This window comes from Streptomyces sp. NPDC052109 (assembly GCF_040680195.1).
Classification (GTDB): domain Bacteria; phylum Actinomycetota; class Actinomycetes; order Streptomycetales; family Streptomycetaceae; genus Streptomyces.
Window position 1 is genome coordinate 267,608 of record NZ_JBFAWF010000008.1, and the last position, 17,900, is coordinate 285,507.

14 protein-coding genes and 1 pseudogene are annotated in these 17,900 nt (G+C 72.0%); 14 read left to right on the forward strand and 1 reads right to left on the reverse strand.

Annotated features, from left to right (window positions below):
- Nucleotides 1-221 precede the first annotated feature (221 nt).
- From AB0L59_RS19465 to AB0L59_RS19480, 4 genes and pseudogenes are all read left to right on the forward strand, one after another.
- Nucleotides 222-449, forward strand: coding sequence for a ferredoxin (locus AB0L59_RS19465; RefSeq protein WP_365584959.1), 228 nt, complete (start codon nt 222-224; stop codon nt 447-449).
- Entirely contained in the window at nt 439-1,833 is a 1,395-nt protein-coding gene (locus AB0L59_RS19470) for an FAD-dependent oxidoreductase (protein ID WP_365584962.1), read from the forward strand. The genes AB0L59_RS19465 and AB0L59_RS19470 overlap by 11 nt, the downstream gene beginning before the upstream one ends.
- Before the next feature lie 40 nt (nt 1,834-1,873).
- Complete coding sequence (locus AB0L59_RS19475; RefSeq protein ID WP_365584965.1) at nt 1,874-3,076, forward strand: cytochrome P450; 1,203 nt, start codon at nt 1,874-1,876, stop codon at nt 3,074-3,076.
- Between the two features lie 681 nt (nt 3,077-3,757).
- A pseudogene (locus AB0L59_RS19480) lies at nt 3,758-3,862 on the forward strand (GntR family transcriptional regulator); the annotation flags it as partial.
- A gap of 412 nt (nt 3,863-4,274) precedes the next feature.
- On the opposite strand, the gene AB0L59_RS19485 reads toward AB0L59_RS19480, so the two are convergent.
- Nucleotides 4,275-4,940 carry a GntR family transcriptional regulator gene (locus tag AB0L59_RS19485; RefSeq protein ID WP_365584968.1) on the reverse strand — a complete coding sequence of 222 codons (666 nt, stop codon included), beginning with the start codon at nt 4,938-4,940 and terminating at the stop codon, nt 4,275-4,277.
- A gap of 94 nt (nt 4,941-5,034) precedes the next feature.
- Here AB0L59_RS19485 and glyA point away from each other — a divergent pair, with 94 nt between their 5' ends.
- From glyA to AB0L59_RS19535, 10 genes are all read left to right on the forward strand, one after another.
- Nucleotides 5,035-6,351: a serine hydroxymethyltransferase gene (glyA, locus tag AB0L59_RS19490; RefSeq protein WP_365584970.1), complete on the forward strand. Its 1,317-nt coding sequence runs from the start codon at nt 5,035-5,037 to the stop codon at nt 6,349-6,351.
- Nucleotides 6,348-7,568 (forward strand): sarcosine oxidase subunit beta family protein, encoded by a 1,221-nt coding sequence (locus AB0L59_RS19495; protein WP_365584973.1) that lies wholly within the window; start codon nt 6,348-6,350, stop codon nt 7,566-7,568. The genes glyA and AB0L59_RS19495 overlap by 4 nt, the downstream gene beginning before the upstream one ends.
- A 10-nt stretch (nt 7,569-7,578) precedes the next feature.
- On the forward strand, nt 7,579-7,875 hold the full coding sequence (locus AB0L59_RS19500) for a sarcosine oxidase subunit delta (RefSeq protein ID WP_365584975.1): 297 nt from the start codon (nt 7,579-7,581) through the stop codon (nt 7,873-7,875).
- Entirely contained in the window at nt 7,872-10,745 is a 2,874-nt protein-coding gene (locus tag AB0L59_RS19505) for a sarcosine oxidase subunit alpha family protein (protein WP_365584976.1), read from the forward strand. The genes AB0L59_RS19500 and AB0L59_RS19505 overlap by 4 nt, the downstream gene beginning before the upstream one ends.
- Nucleotides 10,738-11,358 (forward strand): sarcosine oxidase subunit gamma family protein, encoded by a 621-nt coding sequence (locus tag AB0L59_RS19510; protein ID WP_365584977.1) that lies wholly within the window; start codon nt 10,738-10,740, stop codon nt 11,356-11,358. Before AB0L59_RS19505 ends, AB0L59_RS19510 begins: the two co-directional genes overlap by 8 nt.
- Before the next feature lie 169 nt (nt 11,359-11,527).
- Complete coding sequence (locus AB0L59_RS19515) at nt 11,528-13,456, forward strand: maleylacetate reductase and hydroxyquinol 1,2-dioxygenase domain-containing protein (protein WP_365584980.1); 1,929 nt, start codon at nt 11,528-11,530, stop codon at nt 13,454-13,456.
- Nucleotides 13,457-13,473: 17 nt separating this feature from the next.
- On the forward strand, nt 13,474-15,246 hold the full coding sequence (locus tag AB0L59_RS19520; protein WP_365584982.1) for an FAD-dependent monooxygenase: 1,773 nt from the start codon (nt 13,474-13,476) through the stop codon (nt 15,244-15,246).
- A gap of 12 nt (nt 15,247-15,258) precedes the next feature.
- On the forward strand, nt 15,259-16,017 hold the full coding sequence (locus AB0L59_RS19525; RefSeq protein ID WP_365584985.1) for a CoA transferase subunit A: 759 nt from the start codon (nt 15,259-15,261) through the stop codon (nt 16,015-16,017).
- Nucleotides 16,014-16,658 carry a CoA transferase subunit B gene (locus AB0L59_RS19530; RefSeq protein WP_365584987.1) on the forward strand — a complete coding sequence of 215 codons (645 nt, stop codon included), beginning with the start codon at nt 16,014-16,016 and terminating at the stop codon, nt 16,656-16,658. The genes AB0L59_RS19525 and AB0L59_RS19530 overlap by 4 nt, the downstream gene beginning before the upstream one ends.
- Nucleotides 16,655-17,845, forward strand: a complete 1,191-nt coding sequence (locus AB0L59_RS19535; protein ID WP_365584990.1) for an acetyl-CoA C-acyltransferase — start codon at nt 16,655-16,657, stop codon at nt 17,843-17,845. The genes AB0L59_RS19530 and AB0L59_RS19535 overlap by 4 nt, the downstream gene beginning before the upstream one ends.
- Nucleotides 17,846-17,900: the final 55 nt, after the last annotated feature.

The window sequence follows — 17,900 nt, forward strand, 5'->3', positions numbered from 1 at the left end:
TTCGGAGGCCGGACGCGCAAAGCACTGGGATGCCGGGGAGTTGGGGCGACGCGCGGTCGAGATGCGCCGCGGGCGGCCCGCCCGCCCCGTAGTGCCCTCGCCTTGCGAGCCCCCTGCGGAGGGTTGATCCTGACTGTGAGGCATGCCTGCCGAACACATGGACCGAACGCAGACGGCCGCGGGGTTCGGCCAACGCGGCCCGTGCAGGGAGCGGGTTCCGCATGAGGCTTGTCGTCGATCTCAACCGGTGCCAGGGATTCGCGCAGTGCGTCTTCCTCGCCCCGGACGTCTTCTCCCTGCACGGGGACGAAGCACTGCTGTTCTCCCCTCGCTTCGACGAGGCACTCCGCGACCGGGTGCACGAGGCTGCTGCCGCCTGTCCGGTGCAGGCCATCCTGGTCGACTACTCCGATGAGCCGACGAAGGGTGTGCAATCCCATGTCGGCTGACACGGACGTCGAGTTCCTTCGGCGCCAGGGCCGCATTGTCGTCGTCGGCGCCTCGCTGGCCGGTCTGCGCGCGGCGGAGACCCTGCGCGAGAAGGGCTTCACCGGATCACTGACCATGATCGGCGACGAGGTGTACGAACCGTACGACCGGCCACCGCTGTCCAAGCAGGCGCTGCTCGGGCGGGCACGGCCCGAGGACACCGCGCTGCCGCGGCGGCGCGACATCGACGCCGAATGGCGGCTGGGCGTCGCCGCCGACGGGCTGGACCGGGACGCCAAGCAGGTACGCCTGGCGAACGGCGACACCGTCCCCTACGACCGCCTGCTGATCACCACCGGGACCAGAGCGCGGCCCTGGTTCCACCCGGAAGAGGCCACGCTGGACGGGGTGTTCGGGCTGCGTACCCGTGACGACTCCGCGCGCCTGCACCGGAAGCTGACCGGGGGCGTGAACCGGGTGCTGGTGATCGGCGCCGGCTTCACGGGCTCCGAGGTCGCCTCCGCCTGCCGGGAGCTGGGCCTCGAGGTCACGGTCGCCGAACGCGGACCGGCACCGCTGGTGGGCGCACTCGGCGGGGTGATCGGCGCGGTCGCGGACCGGCTGCAGCGCAAGAAGGGAGTCGACCTGCGCTGCGGCATCAGCGTCACCGCCCTCGAGGGCGACGATGTGGGACGACTCAGACGCGCCCATCTGTCCGACGGTTCGGTGATCGACGTGGAGGTGGCGGTCGTCTCGCTCGGTGCCATGCGGAACACGGAATGGCTCGCCGGGTCGGGGGTGGCCGCGGGTCCCCGGGGGATCGCCTGCGACGCCGGGTGCCGTGTGTTCGACGTCAACGGCATCGTCACCGACGACATCTACGCCGCCGGTGACGTCGCACGCAGCCCCCACCCGCTGTTCGACTACCAGTTCCTGGCGCTGGAACACTGGGGCAACGCGGTCGAGCAGGCCGAGATCGCCGCCCACAACATGATCTGCGCGGGTCCGGAGCGCCGTCCGCACCTGTGGCTGCCGATGTTCTGGTCCTCCCAGTTCGGGGTCAACATCAAGTCGGTGGGTGTTCCCTCGCTGGGCGACCAGCTGGTCGTCGCCCAGGGGACGCTCGCCGAGGAACGGTTCGTAGCGGTGTACGGGTACCGCGGCCGCGTCATCGCCGCGGCGTCCTTCGACGGAGCCAAGTGGCTGGGGTTCTACGAGCAGCAGATCGCGACCGGCGCGCCGTTCCCGCCGGAGTACGGCACGGTCGACCGCCGAACCGAGACGCTGCATCCGGTCGACCCGGCCTTCCCCGACCCCCACCTGCCCACCCACGGTGCCACGGTCACGCTGACGGGTTACTCACCGAGCGAACGGCGTGTCCGGTTCGTTCCGGCGCATGCCTGATCACCGGCCCTGTGCCGCCCGGAGCCCCTCAGGAGACACCATGACGCCCGACGCCATCTCCGCGCAGATCACCGACTACGCCAATCGGGCCGACCCCTACCCGCTGTACGCGGAACTGCGCAAGACACCGGTCAGGCGGGAGGACGACGGCACCTACCTGGTCAGCACCTACTACGAGGTCCGCAGCCTGGCCAACGACCCGCGGCTGAGCAACGACACACGCAACCGTCCGTCCGGCCACGCCCGCACGGCGGAGGCGGAGGACACCGGCCTGCCGCCGAGCTTCATCTTCACGGACCCGCCGGTACACGACCGGCTGCGCGACACCATCAACCGGCCGTTCGGCCCCCCGCACAGCCCCAGGTTCCTCGACGGCCTGCGCGGAGACCTGACCAAGGTCGTCACCGAGCTGCTCGACGCCTTCGAGGGCAAGGACCAGGTCGACATCGTCGAGGACTTCTCCTATCCCCTTCCCGTCACCGCCATCTGCAAGGTCCTGGGCGTGCCGCGCGAGGACGAACCGCGCTTCCATGGCTGGGCCGATGCCCTGGCGTCGTCGCTCGACCCCCAATCCGGCGAGGACGGCCAGGAAAAGGGACAGCGGGCACGCCAGGATCTGGGCGCCTACCTGGCAGACCTGATCGAGACCAAGCGCCGCCACCCCGGCCCCGGGATCCTCAGCGCGCTCGCACCCGTGATGACGCCGGCGGACCTGGAGGCCACCGCGGTGCTGCTCCTGGTCGCCGGCCACGAAACAACCGTCAACGCGATCACGAACACGACTCTCACCCTGCTGCGCCACCCCGACGTCCTGGAGCGGTTCCAGAAGGACCCGGACCTGGCCGTCCCGCTCATCGAGGAGGTACTGAGGTACGAGCCCCCGGTCCAGTTCGTCCCGTGGACCACCGCCCTGGCCGACATCGACGTGGCCGGCACCACGATCCCCAGGGGCTCACCGGTCTGGCTCATGCTGGCCGCGGCCAACCGCGACCCCATACGCTTCAAGGACCCCGACCGGTTCGATCCCGACCGCCAGGACAACGAGCACCTGGGTTTCTACACGGGCATCCATTACTGCTTCGGCGCCCCGCTCGCCCGCATAGAACTCCATGCGGCTGTGCCCGAACTGTTCCGCCGGGTCAAGTTCTCCGGGCTGCTCGAGGACCCGCCGCCGTACCGCGCCAACGCCGTGCTGCGCGGCCCGCGCCACCTTCCTGTGGCGATCGAGGGCCTGACGGCCTGAGCGGCGCCCGGGCGACTACACGGTCGGCGGCCGGCATTCCCCGATCACGTCATGGAGCACGAACAGATCACCTGGGTCGGCAACGCCACACCCCATCGTGTTGCTGATCGGCAAGGAGGCTGCTCCCGGCGGCCGTGTGCCTGTTCCTGGCGCCACCGGTGTGCGTGCTCGCCGGGACGGCTCCGGCGGGAAGCGGCGGGCCCGTACGCGTTCCCCGCGGCGGGCCGGCTGTCGGCCAGGACCGGGACGCGGCGCACGTACCGGCCGTGGCCTGCGCCTGCGCCGCGCCGCGGGGCCGGCGGACGGAGGACGTGCGGCGCCTTCGGCGCACCGGCGGAAGGCTGCGCTGCCCCGTCCGACCGGACACGTCACCGCGTCCGCTGCTGCGCTGACACCGCTCCCCCGGCCCGGATGCGTGGATCGAGGAGGCCCACCGCTTCCCCGCCGCCGATGCCCGCCGGCCTCGTGAAGCGGCATCCGACCTGTCCCGCCTCCGCGACACGCCGGCTGACCTGGTCCACCACCTGGACGCCCTCCGCGGCCCCCTCTCCCGCATCGCCGCCCCGTCCGCGTCGTACGGCAGCCCTGCCTCTGCGGCGCTGACAATGACTCGAACGCCCGGCAGACGCGCGCACCGGGCCACACCGGCCTGCACGGGGCGGCACAGCTCACAGCGCGGTCCGGGAGGCACCGCTCGCGACCCGCCTCGGTGTCTCACGCCGGACGGTGCGCGCGGGCCTGCATGAACTGGCCGATGAGGGGATGCTCGACGTGCTCCCCGGCGGTGCGACCGCGATCCCCGCCGTCACGGCGAAGGACGCGATGGATCTCCCCGGCCTCGGCGGCGCCGGCGGAGGTCCGCGTCGCCGCCCGGGGACAACGATCATCTCCGCATACGTGAAGTCGACCCGAGGTACCAGCACGCCCTCGCCCGCGTCGCGGATGTGCCGCAGGCCGCGGCCCGCCTTCGAACGCCTCGCGGGCCGCCCGCGCCGGCTGAAGATCGAGCGCTGCGTCCGCCGCGTGATCGCCCAGCTCTCCGAGGACGACGTCGCGCCGTATGTGTGGACCGCCTTGGCGGGCCGGCCGCGCATGCGCCCGGGAGAGTCGCGGGGCACGGTGCACCGGCGCGGACCCTGCCGGCCCCGCCGCGAACTCACGTCGGCCCGAGGCGGGTTCCCGCCCGCACCGCGCCGTCTCAGATGGCAGCGCGGACGGCGCGCTCGAAGCTCTCGACGTGACTGCGGGCGAGTCGTGCCGCCGTGTCGGGCTCACCGGCGACGATCGCCTCGATCAAGGGTCCGTGCTCGCCGACATGGCCGGCCATGTCCGACAGACGGTCGATGAACAGGCACCAGATGCGGGTCGCCAGGTTGTCGTACCGGACGAGGGTGTCGTCCAGATACGGGTTGTGCGTGGCGGCGTAGATGGCGCGATGCACCTGCAGGTCCAGGTGCAGAAGCTCGGTGGCGTCCGGCCGGCGGGCATCCGCGCTCGCCAGCTCCTGCCGTAGGGCCGTCAGGGCCGACCGGTCCGTGGCCGTGGCGCGCCGCGCGGCCTGGGCGGCGGCCAGGGGCTCCAGTTCCTGGCGCACCTCGGAGATGTGGGCCAGGTCGGTGATGTTGACCTCGGTGGCGAAGGTGCCGCGCCGGGGGTAGGTCGTGATCAGGCGCTCGTACTGGAGCCGCTTGAGGGCCTCGCGCACCGGCGTCCGTCCCACATCGAGGGACTGTGCCAACTGATCCTCGTTGATCGGCGCGCCCGGCCGGATCTCGAGCATGACGAGCCGGTCACGGATGGCGCGGTAGGCGCGCTCGGCGAGGGACAGCTCCTCGCCCCTGGGCTCGGTCGCCACCTGCTGCATGAAGTCCCCTTGACCTGTCCGGCGAGCTCCCATACCTTACCGCAGAGGCTAACATATCAGTTGTGCTTTAGTCGTCTCTCAGGATGGTGCGCAGATGGCAACGACCCCGTCGATCACCACGGTCGCCTCCTCCCTCTCCCTCCCGCTCGCCGAGCTCGACCCGGATGTCGCCGCCGCGGTGCACGCCGAGCTCCGACGTCAGCAGTCGACGCTCGAGATGATCGCTTCGGAGAACTTCGCCCCGGCCGCCGTCATGGAGGCCCAGGGCTCCGTGCTGACCAACAAGTACGCCGAGGGCTACCCCGGCCGCCGCTACTACGGCGGCTGCGAACACGTCGACGTCGTCGAGCAGTTGGCCATCGCCCGGGTGAAGGACCTGTTCGGCGCCGAGGCCGCGAACGTGCAGCCGCACTCGGGCGCCCAGGCCAACGCAGCCGCGATGTTCGCGCTGCTCGAGCCCGGCGACACGATCCTCGGTCTCGACCTGGCGCACGGCGGGCATCTCACCCACGGCATGCGCATCAACTACTCCGGCAGGCTGTACGACGTCGTGCCGTACCACGTGCGCGAGTCCGACATGCGCATCGACATGGACGAGGTCGAACAGCTCGCCCTCGCTCACCGGCCCAAGATGATCGTCGCGGGCTGGTCGGCCCATCCCCGACGGCTGGACTTCGCCGCGTTCCGGCGGATCGCCGACGAGGTGGGCGCCTACCTGATGGTGGACATGGCGCACTTCGCCGGTCTGGTGGCCGCGGGCCTCCACCCGAGCCCGGTGCCGTACGCCGACGTCGTCACGACCACCACGCACAAGACCCTCGGCGGGCCGCGCGGGGGCGTGATCCTCAGCCGGGCCGGCTTGGCCAAGAAGATCGACTCGGCGGTGTTCCCGGGCCAGCAGGGCGGCCCCCTGGAGCACGTCGTCGCGGCGAAGGCGGTGGCCTTCAGGGTGGCGGCGAGCGAGGAGTTCAGGGAGCGCCAGCAGCGCACCCTGGACGGCGCCCGCATCCTCGCCGGCCGGCTGCTGGCCGACGACGTCGCCGAGGCCGGGATCACCGTGCTGACCGGCGGCACCGAGGTCCATCTGGTCCTGGTCGACCTGCGCGCGTCCGCGCTCGACGGGCGGCAGGCCGAGGACCGGCTGCACCGCATCGGCATCACCGTCAACCGCAACGCGGTGCCCTTCGACCCCCGTCCGCCGATGGTGTCATCGGGGCTGCGGATCGGAACCCCGGCGCTGGCCACCCGGGGCTTCGGCGAGACGGAGTTCCGGGAGGCAGCCGACATCATCGCCGAGGCTCTGAAGGACGAGCAGCTCGGCGACGGGCGCGCCGGCCTGCTGCGCGACCGGGTGGAAAAGCTCGCCTCCGCGTTCCCCCTCTACCCCCGTCTGAACGGAGACGCGGCATGACGACCAAGCCGCTGCCGGAGCATCCGGACTTCCTCTGGCGCAACCCCGAGCCGCGCTCCTCGTACGAGGTCGTCATCGTCGGCGCCGGAGGCCACGGCCTGGCCACCGCCTACTACCTCGCAAAGAACCACGGCATCACCGACGTCGCCGTCCTCGAAAAGGGCTGGCTGGCCGGCGGCAACATGGCCCGCAACACCACGATCATCCGCTCGAACTACCTCTGGGACGAGAGCGCGGCGATCTACGAACACGCCCTCAAGCTGTGGGAAGACCTCCCGGCGGAGCTGGACTACGACTTCCTGTTCAGCCAGCGCGGCGTCCTCAACCTCGCGCACACCCCGCAGGACGTTCGCGAGGGCGTGCGCCGCGTGAATGCCAACCGTCTCAACGGCGTGGACGCCGAATGGCTGGAGCCGGACGAGGTCGCCAAGGTCTGCCCCATCCTCAACGTCTCGCCCCGCACCCGGTATCCGGTCCTCGGCGGCACCTTCCAGCCGCGGGCCGGCATCGCCAAGCACGACCACGTCGCCTGGGCGCTGGCCCGCCGCGCCGACGAGATGGGCGTGGACCTGATCCAGGGCTGCGAGGTCACCGGCTTCCTCAAGGACGGCGACCGGGTCGTGGGCGTCGAGACCAACCGTGGCCGCATCCTCGCCGGCCGGGTCGGACTCGCGGCCGCCGGGCACAGCAGCGTGCTGGCGCGGCTGGCCGGCTTCCGGCTGCCGGTGCAGTCCCATCCGCTCCAGGCGCTGGTCTCCGAGCTGCACGAGCCGGTGCACCCCACCGTGGTGATGTCGAACCACGTACACGTGTACGTCTCCCAGGCGCACAAGGGCGAACTGGTGATGGGCGCGGGCGTCGACACCTACAACGGCTACGGGCAGCGCGGTTCCTTCCACGTGATCGAGCAGCAGATGGCCGCCGCCGTGGAGCTGTTCCCGATCTTCGCCCGTGCACACGTGCTACGGACGTGGGGCGGCATCGTCGACGTCACCCCCGACGCCTCCCCCGTCATCGGCACCACGCCCGTCGAGAACCTCTACGTCAACTGCGGCTGGGGCACCGGCGGTTTCAAGGCGACACCGGCCGCCGGCTGGACCTTCGCCCACACCATCGCCACGGGCGAACCCCATCCGCTGAACGCCCCCTTCGCCCTCGAACGCTTCACGACGGGCGCGCTGATCGACGAACACGGCGCCGCAGCCGTGGCCCACTGAGGAGGACAGGGTGCTGCTGATCACCTGCCCATGGTGCGGTCCCCGGGACGAGACCGAGTACCACTACGGGGGGCAGGCCCACGTCCCCTACCCCGAGAACCCCGCGGAACTCTCCGACCGACAGTGGGCCGAGTACGTCTTCTACCGCGACAACCCCAAGGGCCCCTTCGCCGAACGGTGGATGCACAGCATCGGCTGCCGACGTTGGTTCAACGCCCTGCGCGACACCGTCACCTACGAGGTGCTCGCCACCTACCGGCTGGACGAGCGCCGCCCCGAACTGCCCCAGGCCGGAGGGAACCGATGACCGACCAGCACTTCCGGCTCCGGCGAGGCGGCCGCATCGACCGCGGCGGCCTGCTGCGGTTCACGGTCGACGGCCGTGAGATGACCGGGCACCCCGGAGACACCGTCGCCTCGGCGATGCTGGCGCACGGGGTCGTCGAGGTCGCCCCGTCGCTCTACCGGGGCCGAGCACGCGGCATCGTCTCCGCGGGAGTGGAGGAACCGAGCGCCCTGGTGCAGATCGAGGGCCCGTGCTCGGAGGGCATGCTTCCGGCGACCACGGTGGAGCTGTACGACGGCCTGTCCGCCATCACGCTGTCCGGCATGGGCCGGCTCGACCCGGCCCCCGACCCCGCCGTCTACGACAAGAAGTACGTCCACACCGACGTCCTGGTCGTCGGCGCCGGACCCGCTGGACTCGCGGCCGCCACCTCCGCCGCCGGCTCCGGCGCCCGCGTGATCCTCGTCGACGACCAGCCCGAGCCCGGCGGTTCACTGCTCTCCGGCCGCACCGAGAGGGTCGGCTCGCAGGCCGCGCTCGAGTGGGTCGCCGAGGTACGCGCGGCACTCGACGCCGCCCCTGAGGTGGTCGTACTGCACCGCACGACGGCCTTCGGCTCGTACGACGACAACTACGTGCTGGCCCTGCAACGGCGCACCGACCACCTCGCAACCGCCCCTCCCGAGGGCGTCTCACGTCAGCGGCTGTGGCACATCCGGGCCCGTCAGGTGGTCCTGGCGACCGGTGCGCACGAACGCCCGCTGGTCTTCGCCGGCAACGACCGCCCCGGGGTGATGCTCGCCGGGGCCGTGCGCTCGTACCTCAACCGGTACGCCGTGGCTCCGGGTTCGCGAGCCGTGGTGAGCACGACCAACGACAGCGCCTACGACACGGTCGCCGATCTCCACGCCGCCGGCATCGACATCGCCGCCGTCGTGGACGCGCGCCCCGAGCCGTCCGCCCGGGCCGCCGAGGTCGCCGCGGCGACCGGGGCGCGGGTGCTGACGGGCAGTGCGGTGGTCGACACCACGGGCGGCGGCCGGATCACCGGCGTCACCGTCCGGGCTCTCGACGCCGGCGGTCGGCTCACCGGCGATCCGGAGCCGTTCGCCTGTGACCTGCTCGCGGTCTCGGGCGGCTGGAGTCCGGTGGTGCACCTGCACAGCCAGCGCCAGGGCCGGCTGCGCTGGGACGAGGACCTGGTCGCCTTCGTCCCCGACGGCACCGTGCGGGACCAGCAGATCGTCGGTGCGGCGCGGGGGACGTACGGCCTGGACGGCTGTCTGGCCGAAGGGGCGCGGGCCGGTGCGCGGGCCGCGACGGAGGCCGGGTTCCCGGTGCCTGTGCCGTCGGCCGCCGACGCGCGCCCCGCAGGCGGCCCGATGCGCGCACTGTGGCTGGTGCCCGCCCCCGACGGGGAGCCCGCCGGCTGGGACACCCACTTCGTCGATCTGCAGCGCGACGTCACGGTCGCCGACGTATGGCGCTCCACCGGAGCCGGCATGCGCGGTGTCGAGCACGTCAAGCGCTACACCTCGCTCGGGACGGCGAACGACCAGGGCAAGACGTCCGGCGTCAACGCGATCGGCGTGATCGCCGAGGCTCTGGGCGGTTCTCCGGGAGAGATCGGCACCACGGCCTACCGGGCGCCGTACGCGCCGGTGGCCTTCGCCGCCCTCGCCGGCCGCGAGCGCGGCGAGCTGTTCGACCCGGAGCGCACGACCTCCATCCACAGCTGGCACGTGGCGCACGGGGCGGCGTTCGAGGACGTCGGGCAGTGGAAGCGCCCCTGGTACTACCCGCGCGCCGGCGAGGACATGGACGCGGCCGTGGCCCGTGAGTGTCGCGCGGCCCGGGAGGGCGTGGCGTTCATGGACGCCTCCACCCTCGGCAAGATCGAGATCTGGGGCGCGGACGCGGGCGAGTTCCTCGACCGCGTCTACACCAACGCCTTCAAGAAGCTCAAGCCGGGCATGGCCCGATACGGCGTGATGTGCAGGCCCGACGGCATGATCTTCGACGACGGCGTGACCCTGCGTCTCGACGACGACCGCTACTTCATGACCACCACGACGGGCGGCGCGGCCGGGGTGTTGGACTGGCTGGAGGAGTGGCTGCAGACCGAGTGGCCCGAACTCGACGTCCACTGCACCTCGGTGACCGAACAGTGGTCGACGATCGCCGTCGTCGGCCCGCAGTCGCGCCGGGTCGTGTCCCGACTCGCGCCCCACGTCGACCTGTCCCCCGAGGCGTTCCCCTTCATGGCCTTCCGCGAGACCACCCTGGCCTCCGGCATCCCGGCCCGCATCTGCCGGATCTCCTTCTCCGGTGAACTCGCCTACGAGATCAACGTCTCCTCCTGGTACGGCCTGGCCGTCTGGGAGCAGGTGTACGAGAGCGGGGAGCCGTACGGCATCACCCCGTACGGCACGGAGACCATGCACGTGCTGCGGGCCGAGAAGGGCTACATCATCGTCGGCCAGGACACCGACGGCACCGTCACCCCCCAGGACGCCGGGATGTCCTGGGTGGTCTCGAAGCGGAAGGACTTCGTCGGCAAGCGGTCCTACTCCCGCGCCGACACCTCGCGCCCCGACCGCAAGCAGCTGGTCGGCCTGCTGCCGAGCGACCGCACGACCCGGCTGCCCGAAGGCACCCAGCTGGTCGCGCCGGACGTCTCGCTCGAGGAGGTGCCCGTCCCGATGCTCGGCCACGTCACCTCCAGCTACCACAGCCCGGCCCTGGGCCGCCCCTTCGCCCTCGCCCTCGTCGCCGGCGGACGGGCGAGGATCGGCCAGACCCTGCTCGCCCCGGTGGGCGAGAACCTGGTGCCCGTCGAAGTGACCGACTTCGTCCTCTACGACCCCGAAGGGACCAAGCGAGATGGCTGAGCTGACCGCGGCGGGCCCCGCGACCCTGCGCACCAGCCCCCTGGCGCACCTGGAGGAGCGGATGCGCGCCGCGACGGTCACCGGTGCCCGCGGTGTCGCGCTGACCGAGCGGCCGTTCGTCACCATGGTGAACCTGCGCGTCGACCCCGTCTCCGAGGCGGCCGACCGCATCGAGAAGGCCCTGGGAACGCCGCTCCCGCGAGAGTGCGGCCGCACCACCGCTTCCGGCCCCCACACGGTCGCCTGGCTCGGACCCGACGAGTGGCTCGTGCTCTCCCAGGCCGAAGCGGTCGCCGTGGCCGCGGAGTTGCGGGAGGCACTCGAGGGGCGCCCGGGTTCGGTCGTGGACGTCTCGGCGAACCGCACCACGCTGGAGCTCAGCGGCCCGGCCGCCCGGCAGGTGATGGAGAAGGGCTGCCCGCTGGACCTGCATCCCCGTGCCTTCGGGCCGGGACATGCGGTGTCGACCACGGTGGGGCCCGTCCCCGTGCTGCTCTGGCAGGTCGACGGCGCGCCCACGTACCGGCTCTTCCCACGTTCCTCGTTCGCCGACTACCTGGCCCGCTGGCTCATCGACGCGATGGGCGAATACCGCGGCCCGGAGGTCCCCTGACAGCCTTGGGGTGTTCGTCCAGGACGGCACGGCGACGACCGGGTGGTGCGGGCGCGTGTTTCGTGCAGGGGAGCGCGCGGATCGTGCAGGAGTTCCCGCGGACGTCATTCGCATACTCGGTGGCTCAAGGGACCGACGCGAACCTGATGACACGCGGAGGCAGAGTTCCATGCGGACGTTCGTCTACACATCCCACCCCGCCCGGGTGGTCTTCGGTTCCGGCACGGTCGGCCGCCTCGGCGAGGAGGTCGAGCGGCTGGGCTGCTCCCGGGTGCTGCTGCTGTCCAGCGGGCCGCTCGCGGCAGCCGCCGGACACGTGCGCGAAGCGCTCGGCGGCCTCCTGGCCGCGGAGTTCGACGGCGCTGCCATGCACACCCCGGTGGAGGTGACCGAGCAGGCTCTGGAGGCGCTCAGGGACGCCGCTGTGGACGGCATCGTCGCCGTCGGGGGCGGCTCGACCACGGGCCTGTCGAAGGCGCTGGCGCTGCGCACAGGGCTGCCGCAGGTGATCCTGCCGACCACGTACGCCGGCTCCGAGGTGACCCCCGTCCTCGGCGAGACCCGGGACGGGCGCAAGGTCACCCGGTCGTCACCGGAGATCCTGCCCGAGACCGTCGTCTACGACGTCGACTTCACGCTCACCCTGCCGCTGTCCCTCACGGTCACGAGCGGCGTGAACGCGCTCGCCCACGCCGTCGAGGCCCTGTACTCCGCCGAGGCGAACCCGGTCACCGACAGCCAGGCCCTCGACGCGATCTCCCGCATCGCCCGGGCCCTGCCCCGCCTCGCCGAGGACCCGGCCGACGTGGAGGCACGGGCGGACCTGCTGCACGCGGCCTGGCTCGCCGGGACCTGTCTCGCCACGGTGGGGATGGGCCTGCACCACAAGCTGTGCCACACCCTCGGCGGCACCTTCGGTCTCCCGCACGCCGAGACGCACACGGTCGTCCTGCCGCACGCCATGGCCTACAACGCGCCGGCGGTGCCCGACGTGATGCGCCGTATCGCCGACGCCCTGGGCGTGCCCGACGCCCCCAGCGGCGTCCACGACCTGGTCACCTCCCTGGGCGCCCCCACCTCGCTGCGCGATCTCGGCATGCCCGGGTCCGGCCTGGCCCGCGCGGCGGAGCTGGCCACCTCGACGCCGTACCCGAACCCGCGTGAGCTGACCACCGACGGCATCGCGGAGCTGCTGGCCGGCGCCTGGCACGGACGCCGCCCCGAGGGTCCCCCGTCCACGGAGGCCAAGCTGGCCCGCCTCACCGAACAGGTCGTGGCCAGCTTCGCGCAGGCACCCGACCCGCGCGTCCGCACCCTGCTCGGCGACCTGGTCCGGCATCTGCACACCTTCGTCGCCACCAACGACGTCACCGACGCCGAATGGCAGTACGCCATCGACTTCCTCACCCGCACCGGAGAGATCTGCAGCCCGGCCCGGCAGGAGTTCGTGCTGCTGTCGGACACGCTCGGGGTCTCCAGCGCGGTGGATCTGCTCACCAACTCCCGTACTCCGCACACCACTCCGTCCGCGGTGCTCGGTCCCTTCTACGTGGAGGGCCCGCCGGACACCCCCCACGGCGGCGACATCTCCAAAGACCTGCCCGGCACCTCGCTCTGGGTCGACGTACGGATCACGGACACCGGCGGCGCGCCCGTCGAGGACGCGGTCGTGGACGTCTGGCAGTCCAACGAGGACGGTTTCTACGACGTCCAGCTCCCGGACCTGGAAGGACCGGTGCTGCGTGGGCGGCTGCGCACCGACGCCGAGGGGCGGATCACGTTCTGGTCCATCCTGCCCTCGGAGTACCCGATCCCCGGGGACGGGCCGGTCGGCCGGCTGCTCAAGGCGACCGGACGCCATCCCTTCCGGGCGCCGCACCTGCACTTCATGGTCGACGCGCCCGGCCACCGCCGGCTCGTCACCCAGCTGTTCGTGTCGGGCGGCGCCTACCTGGACAGCGACACCGTCTTCGGCGTCAAGGACGAACTCGTCGTCGACTTCGCGCCGCAGTCCGGCCCCACCCCCGACGGCCGCCGGGTCGACGGCGAGTGGCGCCGGCTCGACTACACCTTCCGTCTCGCCCCCCTGGCCGAATGACCGAGGAAGCGCCACCCATGACCCTCACCGATGCGCAACGCCCGTACGACACCGACGTCATCGTCGTCGGCAGCGGCCCCGCCGGCGGTTCCGCCGCGCTGCTGCTGGCCACCTACGGCGTCCGCACCCTGCTGGTGACGAAGTACGGCTGGCTGGCCAACACACCGCGGGCGCACATCACCAACCAGCGCACCATGGAGGTACTGCGCGACCTGGGGGTGGAGTCCGAGGCGCTGGCCGTCGGCAGCCCGTCCCACCTGATGGGCGACACGGTGCTGTGCACCGCGCTGACCGGGCACGAGATCGGCCGCATCCGCAGCTGGGGCACCGGGCCCGCGTCGGCCACCGAGTACGCCTCGAAGAGCCCCTGCGAGATGATCGACCTGCCGCAGACCTACCTGGAGCCGATCCTGGTGAACAACGCGGCGGCCCGGGGTGCCAAGGTCCGCTTCGACACCGAGTTCCTCAGCCTCACCCAGGACGAGGACGGGGTCACCGCGCTGCTGCGCGACCGGGTACGCGGCGACGAGTTCACCGTACGGGCCCGCTACCTGATCGGCGCGGACGGCGGACGAAGCACGATCGCCGAGCAGCTCGGCCTTCCCTTCGACGGCCGTATGGCCAAGGCCGGGAGCATGAACATCGTCTTCAAGGCCGACCTCACCCGCTACTGCGCCCACCGGCCGAGCGTCCTGTACTGGGTGCTGCAGCCCGGGGCGGAGACCGGCGGCATCGGCATGGGCCTGGTCCGCATGGTCCGTCCGTGGAACGAGTGGCTGCTGGTGTGGGGCTACGACATCGACCAGCCGCCGCCGGAGGTGGACGAGGAGGCGGCGCGGCGGATCGTGCGTGACCTGATCGGTGACCCCGACCTGCCGGTGGAGATCACGTCCACCTCTCTGTGGACGGTCAACCACGCTTACGCGTCGGCCTATTCGTCGGGGAGGGTGTTCTGCGCCGGCGACGCGGTGCACCGTCATCCGCCGTCCAACGGGCTCGGCTCCAACACCTCCGTCCAGGACTCGTACAACCTCGCCTGGAAGCTCGCGATGGTGATCCGCGGTGAGGCCGGCCCCGAGCTGCTCGACACCTACTCCGCCGAACGGGCCCCGGTCGGGCGGCAGATCGTCGAGCGGGCCAACCTCAGCCGCGACCAGTTCGGCCCGATCTTCGAGGTGCTGGGCATCGGCGGTGGCGGCGACCACGAGGCCATCGCCGAGGGCCTCACGGCGATCGGCGCGCCGACGCCCGAGGGGGCCAAGAAGCGCCGCCTGCTCGAAGAGGCGATCCAGCTGAAGAACTACGAGTTCAACGCGCACGGCGTCGAGATGAACCAGCGCTATCTCTCGTCCGCGGTGCTTCCCGACGACGCGCCCGCCGAAGTCTGGCCGCAGGACCGGGAGTTGGTGGCACGGCCCACCACCCGCCCCGGCGCGAAGCTGCCGCACGCGTGGCTCGTCGACGCCCGGGGAGAGCGTCTGTCCACGCTGGACGTGGTCGGCGGCGGCACCTTCACCGTGCTGACCGGTGTTTCGGGCGGCGTCTGGGACACGGCCGCGACGGCGTGCCGGGAGGATCTCGGCGTACCGCTGCGGGTGGTGCGCATCGGCGACGACAACCGCCGTGACGCGTACGGGGAATGGAGCCGGATCAGCGAGGTCTCCGAGGACGGCGTGTTGCTCGTGCGCCCGGACGGATACATCGCGTGGCGCCGTGCCACCGCCCCCGAGAGCGCGCGGTCGGCCCAGGACGAACTGCTCGGCGCACTGCGCCGGGTACTGGCCCGGTAGGAGAGACGGACCATGGACAAGGTGACGGCCACGGCCCGGGAGGCCCTGGCGGACGTGACCGACGGACGGTCGTTCGCCGTCGGCGGCTTCGGACTGAGCGGCGTCCCCGAGGTCCTCATCGGCGCCCTGTACGACAGCGGGGCGAGCGGTCTGACGGTCGTGTCGAACAACTGCGGCGTCGACGGCCGTGGTCTCGGCATCCTGCTGGCCGCGGGCCGCATCGCCCGGGTCACGGGCTCGTACATCGGCGAGAACAAGGAGTTCGCCCGCCAGTACCTCGCGGGCGAGCTGGAGGTCGAACTGACGCCGCAGGGCACGCTGGCCGAGCGGCTGCGGGCGGGCGGTGCGGGGATCCCGGCCTTCTACACCACGGCCGGGGTCGGCACGCAGGTCGCCGAGGGCGGACTGCCGTGGCGCTACGCCCCGGACGGCTCCGTGGCCGTGGCCTCGCCGCCGAAGGAGGTGCGGACCTTCGGCGGCGTGGACCACATCCTGGAGCACGCCATCACCACGGACTACGCCCTGGTCAGGGCGGCGCGCGGGGACCGCCACGGCAACCTCGTCTTCCACCGCGCGGCACGCAACTTCAACCCGCCGGCCGCCATGGCCGGGCGCGTCACGATCGCCGAGGTGGAGGAGCTGGTCGAGCCGGGCGTACTGGACCCCGACGAGATCCATCTGCCTGGGGTGTTCGTGCAGCGCGTGGTGGCGCTGACCCCCGAGCAGGCGGCCGACAAGGGAATCGAGAAGAGGACGGTGCGCGAGCGATGAGCTGGAGCCGGGACGAGATGGCGGCGCGCGCCGCGAGCGAGCTGAGGGACGGCGACTACGTCAACCTGGGCATCGGGCTGCCCACCCGGGTGGCCGACTTCCTGCCGCCGGGCGTCGATGTCGTCCTGCACTCGGAGAACGGGCTGCTCGGCGTCGGGCCGTACCCCTCGCCCGACGAGGTCGACGCCGACCTCATCAACGCGGGCAAGGAGACCGTGACCGTACGGCCGGGAGCGTCCTTCTTCGACTCCGCGCTCTCCTTCGGCATGATCCGCGGCGGCCACATCGACACCGCCATCCTGGGCGCGCTCCAGGTGTCGGTGCGCGGGGACCTCGCCAACTGGGCGGTCCCCGGACAAATGATCAAGGGGATGGGCGGTGCCATGGACCTGGTCCACGGCGCCGGACGGGTCGTCGTACTCATGGAGCACCTGACGAAGGCCGGCAACTCCAAGATCGTCCAGGAGTGCACGCTGCCGCTCACGGGCCGTGGCTGCGTGGACCGGATCATCACCGACCTGTGCGTCCTCGACGTCGCGCCCGGCGGACTGGAACTCGTCGAGACCGCGCCGGGCGTGACGGCCGACCAGATCGCCGTCCAGACACCCTTCCTCGTCCTTCCCGCCGGGAGCCACCGATGATCGAGCGACCGCGTGACGTGTACGTCGTCGACGCCGTCCGTACCCCCTTCGGCCGCTACGGCGGCGCCCTGGCCGGCGTACGACCGGACGACCTGGCCGCCGGCGTGCTGCGTGCCCTGGTCGAGCGCAGCCCCGGCCTGGACCCCGCGCGCATCGACGACGTCCTGCTCGGCAACGCCAACGGCGCCGGCGAGGACAACCGCGACGTGGCCCGCATGGCCGTGCTGCTCGCCGGGCTCCCGGTCACCGTGCCCGGCGCCACGGTCAACCGGCTGTGCGGATCCGGCATGGAGGCCGTCATCCAGGCCGCCCGCGCCGTCGCGCTCGGCGACGCGTCCATCGCGGTGGCGGGCGGTGTCGAGTCCATGAGCCGCGCGCCCTGGGTCCTGCCGAAGCCGGAGCGGGCCTTCCCGGCGAAGGACCAGCAGCTGTACTCGACGACACTCGGCTGGCGGATGGTGAACCCGCGGATGCCCGCGGAATGGACGATCCCGCTAGGCGAGAGCGCGGAGCTCGTCGGCGCCAAGTACGCCGTCACCCGCGCCGCACAGGACGCGTTCGCGCTGGCCAGTCACCGCAACGCCGCCCGCGCCTGGGAGGAGGGCAGGTACGCCGGAGAGATCGTCCCCGTCGAGGGGGTGGACCTGCCCCGCGACGAGGGCATCCGGGACAACACCTCCCTGGAGGCCCTGGCACGGCTGAAGCCGGCGTTCACCGCGGACGGCACGGTCACGGCCGGCAACGCCTCGCCGCTCAACGACGGAGCCGCCGCGCTGCTGCTCGCCGACGAGGACGGGCTCGCGGCGATCGGGCGCGAGCCTCTGGCCCGGGTCCGGGCGGCCGCGGTGACGGGCATCGAGCCGCAGTACTTCGGACTCGGCCCGGTCGACGCCATCCGCAAGGTGCTCGCCAAGGCGGCGGTCTCCCCCGGCGATCTGCACACGATCGAGCTGAACGAGGCCTACGCGGCCCAGGCGCTGGCCTGCCTGGACGCGCTGCCGGAGCTCGACCCCGAGGTGGTCAACCCGCGTGGCGGCGCCATCGCCATCGGCCACCCCCTGGGTGCGTCGGGCGCCCGCATCACCGGAGCGGTCGCCCACCAGCTGGCCGCCGCGGGCACCGGCACGGGCCTGGCGGCGCTGTGCATCGGGGTGGGCCAGGGTCTGGCGCTGGTACTGGAGCGCTGAGGACTGCCGTGCGGGCTCCTCGGCCGGACCACCGGGCGGAAGGCCGAAAGGACTC

Coding starts and splice junctions, on each gene's coding strand:
- AB0L59_RS19535 (WP_365584990.1), top strand. CDS start 16,655: ATGATCGAGCGACCGCGTGACGTGTACGTCGTCGACGCCGTCCGTACC.
- AB0L59_RS19465 (WP_365584959.1), top strand. CDS start 222: ATGAGGCTTGTCGTCGATCTCAACCGGTGCCAGGGATTCGCGCAGTGC.
- AB0L59_RS19505 (WP_365584976.1), top strand. CDS start 7,872: ATGACCGACCAGCACTTCCGGCTCCGGCGAGGCGGCCGCATCGACCGC.
- AB0L59_RS19470 (WP_365584962.1), top strand. CDS start 439: ATGTCGGCTGACACGGACGTCGAGTTCCTTCGGCGCCAGGGCCGCATT.
- AB0L59_RS19525 (WP_365584985.1), top strand. CDS start 15,259: ATGGACAAGGTGACGGCCACGGCCCGGGAGGCCCTGGCGGACGTGACC.
- AB0L59_RS19485 (WP_365584968.1), bottom strand. CDS start 4,940: ATGCAGCAGGTGGCGACCGAGCCCAGGGGCGAGGAGCTGTCCCTCGCC.
- AB0L59_RS19475 (WP_365584965.1), top strand. CDS start 1,874: ATGACGCCCGACGCCATCTCCGCGCAGATCACCGACTACGCCAATCGG.
- AB0L59_RS19515 (WP_365584980.1), top strand. CDS start 11,528: ATGCGGACGTTCGTCTACACATCCCACCCCGCCCGGGTGGTCTTCGGT.
- glyA (WP_365584970.1), top strand. CDS start 5,035: ATGGCAACGACCCCGTCGATCACCACGGTCGCCTCCTCCCTCTCCCTC.
- AB0L59_RS19530 (WP_365584987.1), top strand. CDS start 16,014: ATGAGCTGGAGCCGGGACGAGATGGCGGCGCGCGCCGCGAGCGAGCTG.
- AB0L59_RS19510 (WP_365584977.1), top strand. CDS start 10,738: ATGGCTGAGCTGACCGCGGCGGGCCCCGCGACCCTGCGCACCAGCCCC.
- AB0L59_RS19495 (WP_365584973.1), top strand. CDS start 6,348: ATGACGACCAAGCCGCTGCCGGAGCATCCGGACTTCCTCTGGCGCAAC.
- AB0L59_RS19520 (WP_365584982.1), top strand. CDS start 13,474: ATGACCCTCACCGATGCGCAACGCCCGTACGACACCGACGTCATCGTC.